Origin of the sequence: Moorena producens PAL-8-15-08-1 (genome assembly GCF_001767235.1) — a bacterium.
Lineage (GTDB): Bacteria > Cyanobacteriota > Cyanobacteriia > Cyanobacteriales > Coleofasciculaceae > Moorena > Moorena producens_A.
This window is the reverse complement of record NZ_CP017599.1, coordinates 3,488,949-3,505,043: the sequence shown is the minus strand read 5'-3', so window position 1 is coordinate 3,505,043 and position 16,095 is coordinate 3,488,949. Positions and strand designations below refer to the sequence as shown.

The window sequence follows — 16,095 nt, the reverse complement described above, 5'->3', positions numbered from 1 at the left end:
CTAAGATTAGTTTCTACCAGTAATTAGCTAAGGCATTTTCGTCCTTAGTTGATACAGTCAACATTTTCCCTATTCTAACTAAATTAACAAAGGAACTGCCTCGGCTCCGACCGTATCCAGTTCACGAGGTTCGACGGGGATTACCTCAAACCCAGCATCCAGAATTCGAGAGTAGTTTGCGATCGCTTCCAAGGCATTGGAGCAGGGAGTAGGGAGTAGGGAGTAGGGAACAGGGAAGAGAAAAGAAGGAATAGGGATGCGCTGCATCAAGACAGGGAATCAACCTCAAAAAATACTGTACCTCATAACTGAGATAAACGTTATATTTCTGTTTAATTATACGTGGATTACTTGAGTGTGTTTAGTTTTTTTTAAATTTATTGATGTCATAAGTAAACCTTTTTTGTCATAAAGTTATAGGTAGTTATAGCAAATTAGCTTAGGTGAAAAGTCGTAGGTTTTAGGGAGTAGGGAGTAGGGAGTAGGGAGTAGGGAGTAGGGAGTAGGGAGCAGGGAGCAGGGAGCAGGGAAAAAATCTTGTGTAACTGATCACTAGGAAAAAGATTTATAGCGTTTATTGCATTTATGAGGTAGGCTTATCAAGTTCAAAGTCCCCCTTTTTAAGGGGGATTTAGGGGGATCATATTGTACCTGATGGGAGAGAGAATTGCTATATCTCTAATTTAGGAAATAAACTAAAACAGTTATGTCAACAAAACTAGTGGAGCTGATAAAAACGATAAAAAGCTGACGGATAAATGAATACTATTTTAGGGGCGAGTGCGCCCAGCCCTATGGTTAAAACTACTAGTTAAAAAAAAGCGTTACCGTAGCGTATCTTTCAGAGAATCGCTAATTTTATAAAAGGTATTCTCTGAAAGATACACGCTCATTGCATTTCATTTTTGCCCTTTGGCTGGTGCGTTACGGGACGGATTGTCCTCAAACTTACAATAAAATAAGGGCGATCCCCTCCCTAACGCACCCTACTGGCTGGTGCGTTACGGGACGGATTGTCCTCAAACTTACAATAAAATAAGGGCGATCCCCTCCCTAACGCACCCTACTGGCTGGTGCGTTACGGGACGGATTGTCCTCAAACTTACAATAAAATAAGGGCGATCCCCTCCCTAACGCACCCTACTGGCTGGTGCGTTACGGGACGGATTGTCCTCAAACTTACAATAAAATAAGGGCGATCCCCTCCCTAACGCACCCTACTGGCTGGTGCGTTACGGGACGGATTGTCCTCAAACTTACAATAAAATCAGGGGGATCCCCTCCCTAACGCACCCTACTGGCTGGTGCGTTACGGGACGGATTGTCCTCAAACTTACAATAAAATAAGGGGGATCCCGTCCCTAACGCACCCTACTGGCTGGTGCGTTACGGGAGGGATTGTCCTCAAACTTACAATAAAATCAGGGCGATCCCCTCCCTAACGCACCCTACTAACTATGACCCCTCTTCAAATCCAGACATAATTACAATTTTCAGGTTTCAATTAGCTGCAAGCGATCGCTTATAGCGTTTCTAGGACTCATGAGGTACAGATTATTTTTTACCTCTTCCCTCTTCCCTTCCCCTCCTGGGAGGGGTTAGGGCGTGTCTTCAAACTCGGAGATCCCCCATTATCCCGCTTAAAAAAGGGGGACTTTGAGTATGGCTCCCCCCTTATTAAGGGGGGCTGGGGGGGATCATAATCTTGCGGAAAACTTTGAAAACACGCCCTAGGAGTGGGTTCCTGCTACCTGCTCCCTGCTCCCTGCTCCCTGCTCCCTAAAAACCAGAAATTTGTACCTCATGGGTATAAGACTTGCTCTAGTTTTTTATTACCCCTAAAACTCCCCAAAAAAAACTTTTTAAAAACCCTTGACAATTAAAATTATAATCATTACAATAATCATTGTAAACCGAAATTCAATTCTTATTTATGTCAACAAAATTCAGTCAAAACTTCAAGAAACAACCTGCTCATCACACTGTCTTGATGCAGTCGCTCATGGGGGAAACCACGGCAGTCGCTCATGGTTAGAAGTTACCGTAAGACAGTTGAGCCTTAATCAATAAGTTTTACCCTTTTTCTGCATAGCCGACCAACCATAAAGGCTCAACTGTCTAAGGTTTCGTCTCCGGGGGGGACCCCCAAGACCGCGCTGCCTTCCCAAGACCGCGCTGCATCGCTCTCAAAGGTTCTCGTGAATCAGTCATCTATAGTATGCAGATGCTTTACTCCCTAGGCTATGCGGAGATTGCGGAATGGACCCCTCTGGAACCGACTGAAATTCCAGGGGAAGTTATCACTACAATAACCAAGTATTGGTTGTTGCCATAACACCTTAAATTTATGGGGGGGTTTCCCCCCCGGCCTTGGTTTTGGTCTGGTTTTGTAGCGTGGCCTTTGGCCAATCAGATCAGAGCAGGTTAGGTTTGCTAATTTTGTGACATAAAAAATTGGAATAGCCGTGGATAGTATTTCTACGGCTATTTTTTTTTAACTTATATAAAAATGGAATCGGGAATCGGGAATCGGGAATCGGGAATCGGGAATCGGGAATCGGGAATCGGGAATTGGGAACAGGGAACAGGGAAAAAATACTGTGTACCTGATAGCTATGAAAAACGCTGTATGTCTAATTTATGGAATCAACTAAACTAGTTATTTCCACAAAACTAGTGGCAGTGATAAAAACCATAAAAAATAGTCCAAGACTACTCTTGGACTAAAAGACTCAAATTATTTTATACCAGTTCGACGAAGGGGAAACTTCCATGAGATGGAGCACGAATACATCAAGGATACTGAGTTAGGGCGCTCTGGAGGATATCGGGGAATAATTAAGCGTCAGGAGTTTAATCCCGAAATTTCTGCTGCTGTCTTTGCTGCTGAGCCGCCACAGTTGCTTAAGCCGATTGTGAGTTCTCAGGGAGTGCATCTGATTTTGGTTGAGGAAATTATTCAGCCTCAATTGAACGAGAGACTGTACGCTCAAATTCTTGCAGGTTTATTTTCTGAGTGGCTCAAACAGCAAGTTGAATCCGTTCAAGTCATGACAAACCTTGATGTTTCTAGAGAATCTGTGATGATTTGATGCCAATTTGACGGGTAACTCCTGCCCGGATAGCTTAGATCTTGCACCAGGGTAAGCGCCGCTTACCCTGGATTAGCTATTTTATTTAAAAACTTTTGTGACAGCTAATCAAACAAGTTCTATGAATAAACCATCTCATCAAGACCAAGCCAGTGCTGGAAACCCAACCCGCATTTCTCACAAGCTTAGCGTTCACATTTACTGTAATCTTTACCCAGACTATATTTGGGCTATTTTTGATGGGTAAAAATTTGGGTACAGTGTCAAACGCATAAATCTAGATTTTATAAGGCTTTGAGAAATGTGGTGAGAAATCCGGGTCAGATGATTCCAAAGCTAGTCAATCCTGATGCTGATGCCAGAGGCAACTTTAGAACAGTTTCAGGGCTGCGTAAATACCACCACCAACACCAACAATGAAGCCAGCAGCAAAAGTTACACATTCAGGGGAGGAAGCAGTTATGATTGTTGGACCAATACCGCCATTTAAAGTACCAAGTTCAAAGTCATTGATATCAGCTAGATAGCTCTCTTGGTCTTCAAACAGGGATAAACCAGCAACTTTCAAGTCATAAATAGCAATTGAAGCCATGATTTTAGTCTCCATGAATTTAGTTTATTTGACATTTCCTTTGCTAAGAAAGGATGTTAGCGATGGTAATTTCTACTTAAGATAACTGTAAATAACAGAACCAATAAAGCCTACTGCGCCGCCAATAGCAGCACCACATTGAATGCTAGAGAAAGCAACTACACCAAGAATTCCACCATTAACACCATTCAGTTCATCTTCGCTGAGGTCAATCATAAAGTTTTCAGTATCACAAAATAGTTCAAATCCAGCCGGATGAAGTTCAGAAATTGTGATCTTGGCCATAGGTAAATCTCCTTATGTTTGCAGTGTGTCCTTGACTAGGAATAATTGAGTAATGTTTTATTCCTATTTTAATCCTATTTGATTTATTCTATAATGTCTATATTTATTAGATTATTTTGTTGACAAAAAAACTTCTATTTTTTCAAAAAAATAATCTAACTTACCTGCTAATTAACCTATCAATAGCTCATAAATTTACGATAACTTACCTTTAAAACTATTCTTATAGTTAACTTATCTCTAATTTAGGAAATAAACTAAACTAGTTATGTCTAAATAACTATTGGCACTGATAAAAACCATAAAAAATAGCCCAAGACTACTCTTGGACTAAAAGACGTAAGCATATGCGCTACGCGCAGGCTACGCCAACAGCCGTCAGCCGTCAGCCGTCAGCTTATTTTTCAAATAGCGTTTATGGGCATAAACTGTTCTCGTAGCGTGACCACAGACCTTTAGCCGTTCGCGTAGCGCATTAGCCTTTAGCTGATAGCTGAATGCTTAGGGATAGCTTTCATCTCGCCCCTTCAGGTAAAACAACGAGGAATGATATTATTAGAGTTACCATAGTAATCCAGAATTTCGTGAGTCCGTCGAACCATTGACTCCAGCAGAATTGCCAGATTCTTCTTAACCACTACTTGTTCTTGTGGTGACACATAAGCCACTTCTGCCAGCAGAATCGAAGTGATTTGATCATGTGCCCCTTCTTCATTGATACCGGCATGGAGCAGGATGGGTTTATAAAATTCCGGTGGTAACTCCAAGGCTTGGCACTGCTGCTTAAACAACTGGTGGAATAGCTTGTCATCTTCCTCAAACAACAACAGTGCAGCCTTAAAGCTTAGAGGATGTTGCTTGGCAAAAACGGCCAGGGTCGAACAGACTGCGAAAGTCATGGGTAGGGGCTGCATCCGTTGCAGTTGCTCAGCTTCGATGCCCACACTCTTCAAGGAATTCTCAATCAAACGGTCATGGTGCAACTCAGACACAAAAAATTCCTGGAGAAGTTTTTGTGTCCCAGGGGATTCATAATTAGCTAAGGATGGCGCTAACAGTCTAGGACACAGATGGGTAACGTGATAGGATTCCAAAGCATAACCAATCAACTGGTTTCTGGTAATGGTCTCATCAGCCATCTTTTCTGAGAAAGGAGAAAGGGGAAATTGCCCCTTCATGCGGTTAAGAAATCGGCACAACTCTCGATAGAACTGCTGTCCACTCACCCCACGAAATTCCACTTCTTGATAGGTTTCTATCAGTAGACCCCGGCGATCCAGCTCAGCGAGGAGTTCGGGAATATCCTCTTGAATTCCTGGACAGGCCAGACCCAATTGCTCTGGGGACATACCTCCCGCTTGCAAAAGTCTTAGCAGTTGGACAGTTTCCTTCTCGTATTCCGGCTCAACCGCGATCGCGCATCCTTGATCGCCATAATGAATTTCAACTTCTGTGTCCTTGAATTCAAAAAATACCCGATTTTTGAACAGTGGTTGTTGGAATAAAACCTTTGTTAATGACATATAGTAAAGGGAATAGGGAGTAGGGAAAAAATAGGGAACAGGGAACAGGGAACAGGGAACAGGGAGTAGAGTGCGTAGGGTGCGTAGGGTGCGTTAGGGACGGAAAGCCTCTGATTTTCGGCCTCTTCGCCCCATAGACAGACCGTCCCGTAACGCACCACCCACGGAAAGCCTCTGATTTTCGGCCTCTTCGCCCCATAGACAGACCGTCCCGTAACGCACCACCCACGGAAAGCCTCTGATTTTCGGCCTCTTCGCCCCATAGACAGACCGTCCCGTAACGCACCACCCACGGAAAGCCTCTGATTTTCGGCCTCTTCGCCCCATAGACAGACCGTCCCGTAACGCACCACCCACGGAAAGCCTCTGATTTTCGGCCTCTTCGCCCCATAGACAGACCGTCCCGTAACGCACCACCCAAGGACTTAAATTGCTGAAACTCGCCGCAGTAAATGACTGGCAGACGAGTAATGATTCCAGATAGCTGTGTAGAAATTGTTGTAGATTTCAACAAACAGGTAAGTTTGTCCTCTAAATCGCTGCTTTGTTTGGCGATCAATGTGAGGTATTTCTTGAAAGATGCGACGGCTTAAGTTTTCTGGTTCGAGTTTTAGCTTGCTGTTTGCCAATTGTCTAATCGGGTTGATAAAGCCAGAATCTAGTTCAACACGCTCACAGGCTTTACTATAAAATTCAAAATTCTTACGGGTCTGACCTGCCAAAAATCCCAGAGTACTCAAGAAAAACAGTGGCTCAAAGTTTGCCCAATAGGTCAACGCATTGCACATCCCCATGGTTTCTGGGAGTGGCATGGTATCCGCGAGTTGCTCACGGCTAATGCCAATAGCATTAAGTGCTGCCATTACCAGTTCCTGGTCTTGGCGGTATTCTTGAGTGTAGCGTTCGTTGAGCAATTGTCTAACTTTTGTAGAGCTTTGGAAGCTAAGTCCAGGAGAATCAAAACAGCACTGTTGAGTAATAAAGTGGTAATGCTCTATTAGAAAACCATATATAACGTTGATTGGCAGTTGGGATGTCTCTGACTTGATGGATTTCAGGAAGAGATTTTCATCAACCTGCTGATTGAGCAATTCAGTGGTCAAATCTTCCAATTCCAGCAACGTGTCGATGCCTGAATTAACCCTAACCTGAGCAACGTCATCCAGCAAGTTATGTTCGTCCAGGTGACGCACAATAGTATTGAACAACTCAGAGTTATTAGCCGAGAACATTTGTTGCAGTTCAGTCATACTCTTAGTTCCGTCCATCAGAGAGATGAACTTCTTTAAGATTTTTCCTGATTGACTGTTAACCTGAAACGCGAAATCTCGACCATCCTGAGAAAAAATCAGCTGATCTTGATAGTAGTTAACCTTACAGGCTAATTTGGGACGAAGCACTGAAGGCTGTTGTGGTTTTTTATCCTGAAATTTCCCCTCGGATAACTCTGGTTCTAAAACTGAGGTGACTGTAGAATCTTCCTGGAGAGGGGGAAGGGTATACTTAGACATCGACTGACTCCCTGATCAGAACGTTAGGTAATAGTTATACTCATTTGATTGCTCAAACCTTCACTACTAAAGTTACTATTCAGCAGTGAAGGTATTTTGTCAAAAGAGTTTACAGGATTGCAGCGGTATATGGAAGGGTGCAAATGGTATTTCTAGTAGTAAATCGAGTAGTGGTTAAGCAATTACAGCTCTTTTGTACTGAAAGTACTGGATATAAAATACGTCCTCCCATCGCTTGCTCAAGCTCATCATTACTCAGTTCGTTCATAAAACTTTCAGAATCGTTGAACAAGTCAGCGCCAGTGGGTTTGATGTCCTTAACTTTGATCTTTGCCATTTTAACTTTACTCCAATAAACGGTTGTGGTTGATTATAAATCAATTAGCCATGTTTGATTTCTGCTTTTTATCCTACTTATATCAGTTGCTCTTGGCTCTTTTCAATCAAGTTTATTTATGCTAAAACTGAAACAATTTTGTCACTATCAACAACTCAATAAGTTCTACCATAGGAGACTGTGTAAGGGGAGCATGTTACTTATGCAGATCATTTGTACTAAATCTATGGCTACCTCATGTAGCAATCCGTGTAGGAATTGTGATAATTTTGTTCCCTGTTCCCTACTCCCTGTTCCCTGTTCCCTTTGGTATGTGTGTTAGCTGGTTCTGATAGTACATAGTTCATAGGTTCTGCCACCTTGACCTGCTCCCATCAAAAACCCTGTATCTCTAATTAGGGAATCAACTAAAACAGTTATGTCCACAAAACTATTGGAACTGATAAAAACTCTAAAAAAGAGTCCAAGACTACTCTTGGACTAAAAGACTGCAATAATTTTATGGTAAGCATATGCGCTACAGATGGTGCTACTTGAGGTGCCGTCAGTTGTCAGCTGTCACCTGAACAGAAACATCTTTGGCCTATGGCCACGCTACTTGAGGTGCGGTCAGCCGTGAGTCATTCGCGTAGCGTGGCCTTTGGCCAAGGCTCACACTACACCCATAAGCTGATAGCTGACAACTGACCCTTGCTTACTTATCCTCTATAATTTGTCTGGTGATAGCAGTAGCTACTCCCAGACAAGCTTGTCAACTTCCTTGGCACCCCAAACCCTGATCCTTGATTTATCCAATAGCTCCAAACCATTCCACCATAAACTTCGAGTTCATTTTCCGACAAATCGATCAGGTAGCTTTCAGAATCAGCAAACAATTCAACACCAGCAGGTTTAATGTCAAGAATAGTGATGTTAGCCATTTGATTTTACCCCAATGATTGTGTGTTGTTGAGTTGAAATTAATTGATATTTTTTAACTCTTATTTTTATCATATAGACATTAAATAAATAGTTTTGTATTTTCGCCAATTAATTGTTACAATACTAAAATTATTTTGGCTGAAAACTTTATCAAAAACTGCAGTAACAGTAACCTATGTTACTCATGATTTACCTAAAAATACGTAATTTTAAAGCCCGTATGATCTTATAGTGAAATTGCTATAAACTTTATATAATCAACTAAACTAGTTATGTCTAAAAAACTAGTGGAGCTGATAAAAACTATAAAAAATAGTCCAAGAGTAGTCTTGGACTAAAATACTAGAATTCTTGAATTATTTTATGTTTACTATTCCCTAGGGTGACGCTCAACGACTAACATCCAAAAATCCAAACACTTAGAGATATCGCTCTTCTAGACGGATTATAGTACATGAATAGTTTAAATCAGCGATTACCCCTTAAATAGCAGCCAATAAAAAAAATGAAAATAAATTTTTATAAAAATTTATTTTCACGATCCCTACAAGCTTGGCTTAACAAATATTGTAGGGATTATTTGATAATAAATTATCGTAGTAAAACCCTAGAGAGCCTTATATTTTTTACATATCTTGGTTGTTAATTATAGTTATCAAACAACTGACTGTGCAACTACCAGAGCCCCCTTTGATACCCATTTGCTCACTTTGATCGCTCAGCTCTGTCATAAAGCTTTCTGGATCCTTAAACAACTCAGTGCCAGTCATATTAAGAGCTGAAATATCCTTGATTTTAATATTAGCCATTTTAATTTAACTCCAATAAAATTCTGTTAATGTGGTTGATTGAAAATCCAGGTATTGATGCTTTAGTCATATTTTTATAGTAGCTATTTTTTTTTAAAAAGTCTCTATTTACAAACTATTAAAAATGACATAATACCTACAGTTAGGTGCTTTTTAAAAGTATAAGGATGTGCCACGATAATAGGGAATAGGGAATAGGGAATAATTTAACTGATTACATTTTTTAGCCATTCCTATTAATACAGCATGGTTATCGGTAAACATCATGACCGGGCTGTGTCCCTTCATTACTTTTATTTTTCAATACCTGAGCGCGTATTGCTATAGAAAAGGATTAACTAGCATTTAAATTACTATTGAATTCAGCCATAAATCAAATAATTATGTCACTTCAATCAACCAAACTATTACTCAGCACTGGAAATTTTCCAGAATCCTTTGATTTACAGTAGTTGACTGGCGTCGAGCTTAGGCAAATAAATAAAAATCAGCGCCAGAAGATACTGGCGCTGATTTCCAAAGCAAACTTATGTATTAATATCGTTCAGTTGATGAAATTGTAATTTTGGCTTAGGTAGGGAAGATTACAACGGTTTGCAATTGGGTGAAGTACAAATTATTGGGCTTTAGGGAACAGGGAACAGCGATGCAGCGCGGTCTTGGGGAGGCAGCGCGGTCTTGGGGGTCTCCCCCGGAGACGAAACCTTAGACAGGCTCGCCTTTATGGTTGGTCGGCTATGCACAAAAGGGGTAAAACTTATTGATTAGCGTGATTTGCGCGGTCTTGGGGGTTTCCCCCATGAGCGACTGCATCAAGACAAGGCTCAACTGTCTTACGGTAACTTCTAACCACTCGCTATTGCCGTGGTTTCCCCCATGAGCGACTGCATCAAGACGGGAACAGGGAACAGGGAACAGTGACCTCAACCCTAGCGACAACGTTGATTCTACTCCCAAATCAGAACAGAAGGTAAGGATCCTGGAGAGGCTAAACGCAACAATTGATAACCTACACCCGCGCTTCCCTTGAAAAAATTAGGACTAAAAACGGAGTTAGGCAAATGAGGTAACAAAGCATAGGCTCCATTTTGTTTTGCCCTGTTAACTACCGATGCAGCCTGTTCCCTAGCTGTGTTTAGCCATTCCTGGTTGCCAAGTTTTTGGAATGCGACGACAAACAGTTCATTTCTGCCCAAACTCCCGCAGCAGAGATGGTCTACATCTATATTAGATATTGCATACTTCTTGGTGGTGTCCAAAGCTACCTCAATGTCAGAGTAAATTTCCTCTGTCTTTAGAATCGATGAACTGCCTAAACGGGCTAATCCAATCCCCACGCTGCCGTGACACCAGGCATGCCAGAAATTAATTTGATTTGTTTGTTCCAATGAAAGGAAATATGGCCAGTTTCGGACTGAGGTGTCAAAGACACTGGTTTCATATTCAATTCCTTCTTGTGCCGCTTCCAAATAAACTTTGTCTGCTGTCGCAGCATATAGGTGTAGTAAAGAGAAGGAATTACCTGCTGCACCGTGAGAAAATCCGGTTAATGGGGTTTTACTGATTGTCTTCCAGGCTCTAGGGGCGGTATCAGTTCGCTGTGATAGGAGATGATTGCCACAGGCTACTGCTATGTCTAATAGCACTTTCTCTCCTGTCTGTTGATACAGAGTTAATAAGCCCATGATTGCCCCCGCTACTCCAAAAATAATATCCAGGGTTTGATCGGCGGCGATTACATCTGCTGTAATTAGTTTTGCAGCTTGCTGGGCATCTCCGAGAAGGGCTGGCTCTTGGAGAAACTGACTAATTTTAACCAAACTGTAAATGATCCCACCTAGCCCCATTAAACCGAGGACACCACCTAATTTGATTCCATCAAGTCTTAACTGCAACAAGTTTCGGTCGGCTTGTGCTTTCTTAAGAGACTGACGTAAAGGGCATAAAGCAGCTTTTGCTACCTCTTTAAATTCTGGCTCACCAGTAATTTTTCCTAGGGCTGCTAGAAATAGGCTAACTCCAGCTCGCCCCGTAAATAAAGAATCATCCAATACCTGGAGTTGATAGCGCTTCGCCTTGAACATATAATCTAAATCAATCCAGTTGCAGCCGTCACCAGTCTCAATTGCATTGGCGACAAGACTATTGCCAATTGCTATAGCTTCTTCCAATAATTCGTCAGAATTCAATGAGGAGAATTGGGAGAAATTCCCCTGTAAAGCAGCACTGTTATTAGTCAAATGGGCATACTTGGCATAAAAACTCGCCCGAATCAATTTAATTTGCTTGGCTAAATCCTCTTCATCAAGACTTTGGATTTTAGCAATTAACTGTTGGTAACTGGATGTTTTAAAGAAGTGCTTGATTGGTTTAGCTGATGCCAACTCTAGGGCAGTACTATTACAAAATACCGTGAAATAGGGAATATCTAGCTGTTGTAAAGACGTCGTTTCTGCTCCTAATAGTTCTTTAAAGTCTAAGTTTTCTTCACCCATTAAGTAGTGACGGCTGAGAAAATCGATCAGAATGCTATAGTCCGCGCCATTACGCAAATATTGAGGACTGAGGCTGCGTTTGGAGACCATACCATAGGTGAGGGTTGGGCGCAGACTAAATCGAGACTTTAAAAATTGTAAGGCACAGAGGGGACTTTCTTGCCCTAGGAGCATTTCCCGATTTTTACTTAAGAGGTGATAGATTTCCTCAAAGCCAGTGACGATTTGCTCAACATAGTTATTAGGTGAGACAGTTTTCCCGTCTAGAATGACCACATTAGTCCCGGCAGGAATAATCACCTTGTTGGGAGCTAAATGCATCCCATCTGTATTAATAAATTTCCACTCCCGAGAGGAATGTATTTGCTTGGGCCAAATATTACCTAGGACGCTGGAATCTTGAGGATTTGCGGAGTAGGTATCACCTTCCCAACCAGGTAACAAGCCTGTATGAAGCACTGAATACTTAAACCAGTCTTCCGATTCATTCAAGCTCTGCTGTACAGGATGCATCAAGAGGTCAGCATCGATAAGACTAGGATATTCACCACTAGCAATCACATTTTGATTATCACAACTACTTGCTCCTAATAAATGGAGCAGTGATAATAACATCCCTGCTCTGTGATAGAACCGTTGAACTGCGGCTTGATTGTCACAAGGTTGGTGCTCAATAAATTCAACCCATCCATATCCCTGGCGATTGAGAATCTTAGTTAATTTGAAGGTTAAGGATGTTTCCTGGTGGTTGCACCAGTCTAGTAACTGATTGAAAGCAACATCTAAGCCCAAGTCTTTGGGCTTATACAGCACTTTAATTCCGGAAGAGAAGGTAAGAGCTAAAACCGAGCGTCCGCCATGGTGGGGATTGGAGAGGGAAGTCTCAATTGTTTGGACGTTTCCTAGACTTGCCTGCTCAGAAAATATACGTTCAATTGCCGAAAAATCTTGTTGCAGACGTTGGATGAATTCAGTAGTATATTCTACCCATAAATCAAGGGTTGTAGCTATCAGACGACCTAAGACTGGGTAGCGATTGAAAAATGCCAGCCCCCCATCTTTGAGAAGATTTTTAAAAAAAGTATTATAACTAATTCGACTGTCTTGGGCAGTCGTTTGGTTAGCAGGGGGGTGAGCTTCCCGGAATGTGTTAAATTCAAATAGTAAGGTTTCTGTGCCTAAATTAACCAGTTGTTGCAGCAAGCTCCTTTCTAGGGCTGCGTAGGCTTCTTGGCTCAACAAAGTTAGAGGACTATTTGCCGATAATCCAGTAGATAATTTACTGCGCCCTACTCGGATAAAGGGTAAATAAAAGTCTTCAAACGGTAAGGGATTTTGGGAGTCAAGTGGAGAGTTATATTCCCCCTCTAGAGTTAGCCATGAAGCAGCGCTAGTTTCAATTAATTCTTTGAGAGTTTCTGCCCAGCTTGGTAAGGGGTAATCTTCTCTAAACTCTGCTGTTCCTAGTAAGTTAAGGACTGTAGTTAAGTCTAATCCATCCCACTGAAGGCGCTTTTTAAGTTGTTGTTCTCCTCCCAGCAGTTGAGACCAGGTGTTGAGGCGTTCTTCAATCAGATCATGATCTTTTTGGGGAATAACATTCTGGTAACAAGGGTTATTGACCCGCTCTGATAAAAACGTGGCGTTAATCGCTATAGTCGCGATTGGTGATATTTCTGACCCTATTACTGGCATGTAAAAAATCTCTCAAAGTGGTAATTTAGTTATAAATTTTTTTAAAAAAGGTTTATAGCACTACGCATTAAGATTAGAAGATTTATAAACTCTGAAACTTAGTCATAGCTTACTTCTGACTTCTAACTTCTGACTTCTGACGCTAAGCGTAGCGCTATAATTTTTTATTACTTGGACTAAGAGAAATTTAAGGATGTGTAAATATCTTCAGAATTGGCATTGAGATAAACACGCTCCAAGTCAATCCCCAGCCTAGAAAATTGCCCAAGGATAGCCTTCATCCTTGCTTCAGTGGAATCATCCCCTTGATGCCAAGCGTCTAACAACCCATTGGCCACAATCTGACAGCGATTCATGCCAAAGCTTTCCTGTTCGGCAAATTTTTGGTCTGGTTCTTCTGCTAACCCCAATCCTGGTGCTAGCTCCATGGTAAATAGGGGAACGTCTGGCTGAAAATGGGATTGGTGCTCTGTATAAACAGTCTTTAAAACTCCTTCAACAGCGTCATAGTGACACTTATCAAAGTAGAGTACCCCAGAATCGTGCCGTTCGTAGTCTTTGGGATTGTACAAAACTTTAAAGTGGAACGGAATTTCGATTTCGTTTAGCTGTTGGGTTAAGCTACCCATTACGGCAACTGCACCGTCAGGAGTCAAGTTGAAGTAAATTCGCACAGTGACTGACTGGTCTGTTTGCGGACGATGTGCTTCTAGATTGCCAACGGCCATATAAAAGCCATTTTGCACCAAATTCTTAGGCATACGGATTGCTACTAAATCCCCGACCGTGGCAGATTGCTGGGATGCTGGCAGATGCTGCTCCCGTTCAATATGCAGCCTCAATCCTCCCTTAGTGACAGCCAAAGTGCCATCACTTTCTTCTCTGAGAACAGACCAACCAGGGTCAAAGTAGCCTTTGCCACTATTGCTGTCGTGCAGTCGCTGATAAAATCCCACATCTACTCCCAGGATGGTATTGTTCTCCAGGTCTACTGGCGCAGCTTCAGTATCTGCTTCCGGTGCGAGAGTATCTCGCATTGAGCCATTGTAATAAATACCATATAGAAAACTCCGCAGTTGCAGACTGATATATTTTTGCTGCATATCCTCGGGCATTCGTTGAAAACGTTCCACAGCTTCGGCTGGAATTTCCAACGGTTTGTAATCTGAATGGTGAATAGAGAAGTCTGATTGGATTTTTACTTTGTTAACAATATCGTCTAGAACGTCTAGTAATTGCTGATTGGTGATGGGGGATGGTTGAATTGCTCTAGAATCAAGTAGTTGGATCATGGTTTGGTAGGGAGTAGGGAGTAGGGAGTAGGGAGTAGGGAGTAGGGAACAGGGAACAGGGAATAGGGAACAGGGAACAGTAGGAAAGACCTTTGAAGAGTTTTTGATGTTATTGGAATGCTATGTCTTAAACTGGGATCTTCCACAAGTACAAAAAAACTTAATAACGGAAGCGATGTAGCGCGGTCTTGGGGAGGCAGCGCGGTCTTGGGGGTCTCCCCCACTCGCTATTGCCGTGGTTTCCCCCATGAGCGACTGCATCAAGACAGTGATAACAATCAATTTCAGTAATCAAATAGTCAAATCTTATCACTGTTCCCTGTTCCCCGTTCCCTGTTCCCTACCTTGACAGGTAAATTTTAAACTTGGTGTAAGGTCTTAGTTAAACAGCGGAAGGACTGAGTTGAATTAATTCAGCAATAGCAGGGCCAAAAATCGTGGGCATGGATTTTTCTGGACGACACAACAAGGTCTTGGCCACCTGAAGCATGGCAATCCCGGCATTACCAAAGGATTTTTGGTACTCAATCATCGCCCGAATTCGTTGAATCAAACCAAAACCGGTAAATTGCACTACTGTCCGCAAGAAATCAGGTCGGTGTTCTAAAATTTCTGGAAAGGTTTCAAAATACCCTTTGGTTAGGGCAGCAATGGAAGGCTGGAGCTGTTCCAAGGGGGTCATGGCTAAACCTAGGGATTCTTCAATACTTAAAGATTTACTGATCACCAGGCTACTCAGCCAGATTTGGACATAGCTGCTGATCAGTGTTCCTAAATCAAACGCCGGGTCTCCCCAACTACAGCGCTCCCAATCAATTAGCCTGACCATGCTGGTACTTTCATGCTCCCAATCTTGGTGCAGAAGGATATTATTTAGCTTTAGGTCATTGTGGGTCAGACAGCAGGGGGCAAAAGTATTGCCTAGTTGTGCGATCGCTTGCCCTAAACTATCGTATCGTTGATAAAGGGCAAAGAATTTCAGCCCGTCAGCAGGTACCGAACCAAAGATTTCCGGACCAATTCGTTCTAAACTGTTAACTAATCTAGGCACTTGCTCAGTGGTTTGATTATCGGTTTCGGTACAGAAGAAATCTTGATAGTCTTTACGATTAAATGTATGATGATGGATTTTTCCTAAGAGGGTGCCGATGGTGGCAGCAACCTCTGTAGGAAAGATATTTTCTTTGGCGTAGAAATCCATTAAATCCCGATAGTCATCGAGATAGCGGAAAACCATAATGGAATTCTCACCATCAAAATGCAACACCTCTGGTATCAAAGAGCGGAGGTTAGCAAGTTCTGGAAATTGCTGTAAGAATTCTTGAATTCGCCATTCATTCAAAAATTCACCAGCGGCTTTCCCTTCCTGGTTATGTCGCTCCTGCTTGACGAGCAGCTTATTACCATCTGGAAAGGTCAGCAATAAGTTAAAGTTCTTGGCTTCCAGTGGCTCAATTTTACTGAGAGCTTGCTCGGAGGGATTGCATAAACCACGATCAGCTAGATAGTCAAAAACATTATGAGAATTTAATATGAATGTCAT

The 16,095-nt window shown here is 42.1% G+C and carries 19 protein-coding genes; 4 read left to right on the top strand and 15 right to left on the bottom strand.

What is annotated here, in order from left to right:
- Positions 1-78: 78 nt before the first annotated feature.
- Positions 79-267 carry a hypothetical protein gene (locus BJP34_RS13210; protein ID WP_070392751.1) on the bottom strand — a complete coding sequence of 63 codons (189 nt, stop codon included), beginning with the start codon at positions 265-267 and terminating at the stop codon, positions 79-81.
- Between the two features lie 1,469 nt (positions 268-1,736).
- Here BJP34_RS13210 and BJP34_RS43175 point away from each other — a divergent pair.
- The 4 genes from BJP34_RS43175 to BJP34_RS48810 all read left to right on the top strand — a co-directional run bounded on the left by BJP34_RS43175 (position 1,737) and on the right by BJP34_RS48810 (position 3,339).
- Positions 1,737-1,883 carry a hypothetical protein gene (locus BJP34_RS43175; protein WP_158517187.1) on the top strand — a complete coding sequence of 49 codons (147 nt, stop codon included), beginning with the start codon at positions 1,737-1,739 and terminating at the stop codon, positions 1,881-1,883.
- A 626-nt stretch (positions 1,884-2,509) separates the two neighbouring features.
- On the top strand, positions 2,510-2,659 hold the full coding sequence (locus BJP34_RS43170) for a hypothetical protein (RefSeq protein WP_158517186.1): 150 nt from the start codon (positions 2,510-2,512) through the stop codon (positions 2,657-2,659).
- 85 nt (positions 2,660-2,744) lie between these two features.
- A complete protein-coding gene (locus tag BJP34_RS13205; RefSeq protein ID WP_418904161.1) occupies positions 2,745-3,092 on the top strand; it encodes a peptidylprolyl isomerase in 348 nt (115 codons plus the stop codon).
- Between the two features lie 121 nt (positions 3,093-3,213).
- Positions 3,214-3,339, top strand: coding sequence for a hypothetical protein (locus tag BJP34_RS48810; protein WP_267876559.1), 126 nt, complete (start codon positions 3,214-3,216; stop codon positions 3,337-3,339).
- A 123-nt stretch (positions 3,340-3,462) separates the two neighbouring features.
- On the opposite strand, the gene BJP34_RS13200 is transcribed toward BJP34_RS48810, so the two are convergent.
- The 14 genes from BJP34_RS13200 to BJP34_RS13150 all read right to left on the bottom strand — a co-directional run bounded on the left by BJP34_RS13200 (position 3,463) and on the right by BJP34_RS13150 (position 16,095).
- Positions 3,463-3,684 (bottom strand): hypothetical protein, encoded by a 222-nt coding sequence (locus BJP34_RS13200; protein ID WP_149030958.1) that lies wholly within the window; start codon positions 3,682-3,684, stop codon positions 3,463-3,465.
- A gap of 72 nt (positions 3,685-3,756) precedes the next feature.
- A complete protein-coding gene (locus BJP34_RS13195) occupies positions 3,757-3,969 on the bottom strand; it encodes a hypothetical protein (RefSeq protein ID WP_070392748.1) in 213 nt (70 codons plus the stop codon).
- A 527-nt stretch (positions 3,970-4,496) separates the two neighbouring features.
- A complete protein-coding gene (locus tag BJP34_RS13190) occupies positions 4,497-5,492 on the bottom strand; it encodes an iron-containing redox enzyme family protein (protein WP_070392747.1) in 996 nt (331 codons plus the stop codon).
- On the bottom strand, positions 5,483-5,845 hold the full coding sequence (locus BJP34_RS13185) for a hypothetical protein (protein WP_149030957.1): 363 nt from the start codon (positions 5,843-5,845) through the stop codon (positions 5,483-5,485). The genes BJP34_RS13190 and BJP34_RS13185 overlap by 10 nt, the downstream gene beginning before the upstream one ends.
- A gap of 72 nt (positions 5,846-5,917) precedes the next feature.
- Positions 5,918-7,003: a hypothetical protein gene (locus BJP34_RS13180; RefSeq protein ID WP_070392745.1), complete on the bottom strand. Its 1,086-nt coding sequence runs from the start codon at positions 7,001-7,003 to the stop codon at positions 5,918-5,920.
- Positions 7,004-7,112: 109 nt separating this feature from the next.
- Entirely contained in the window at positions 7,113-7,340 is a 228-nt protein-coding gene (locus BJP34_RS13175; protein ID WP_070392744.1) for a hypothetical protein, read from the bottom strand.
- 698 nt (positions 7,341-8,038) lie between these two features.
- Positions 8,039-8,260: a hypothetical protein gene (locus BJP34_RS13170; protein ID WP_070392743.1), complete on the bottom strand. Its 222-nt coding sequence runs from the start codon at positions 8,258-8,260 to the stop codon at positions 8,039-8,041.
- 627 nt (positions 8,261-8,887) lie between these two features.
- Positions 8,888-9,070 (bottom strand): hypothetical protein, encoded by a 183-nt coding sequence (locus BJP34_RS13165; protein WP_070392742.1) that lies wholly within the window; start codon positions 9,068-9,070, stop codon positions 8,888-8,890.
- Positions 9,071-9,805: 735 nt separating this feature from the next.
- A complete protein-coding gene (locus BJP34_RS39650) occupies positions 9,806-9,997 on the bottom strand; it encodes a hypothetical protein (protein WP_149030956.1) in 192 nt (63 codons plus the stop codon).
- Between the two features lie 20 nt (positions 9,998-10,017).
- On the bottom strand, positions 10,018-13,260 hold the full coding sequence (locus BJP34_RS13160; protein ID WP_070392741.1) for a type 2 lanthipeptide synthetase LanM family protein: 3,243 nt from the start codon (positions 13,258-13,260) through the stop codon (positions 10,018-10,020).
- Positions 13,261-13,436: 176 nt separating this feature from the next.
- Entirely contained in the window at positions 13,437-14,549 is a 1,113-nt protein-coding gene (locus BJP34_RS13155; RefSeq protein WP_418904160.1) for a T3SS effector HopA1 family protein, read from the bottom strand.
- Complete coding sequence (locus BJP34_RS43165; protein ID WP_158517185.1) at positions 14,549-14,698, bottom strand: hypothetical protein; 150 nt, start codon at positions 14,696-14,698, stop codon at positions 14,549-14,551. The genes BJP34_RS13155 and BJP34_RS43165 overlap by 1 nt, the downstream gene beginning before the upstream one ends.
- A complete protein-coding gene (locus BJP34_RS39645) occupies positions 14,673-14,813 on the bottom strand; it encodes a hypothetical protein (protein WP_158517184.1) in 141 nt (46 codons plus the stop codon). The genes BJP34_RS43165 and BJP34_RS39645 overlap by 26 nt, the downstream gene beginning before the upstream one ends.
- A gap of 121 nt (positions 14,814-14,934) precedes the next feature.
- Positions 14,935-16,095 (bottom strand): phosphotransferase, encoded by a 1,161-nt coding sequence (locus tag BJP34_RS13150; protein ID WP_070392739.1) that lies wholly within the window; start codon positions 16,093-16,095, stop codon positions 14,935-14,937.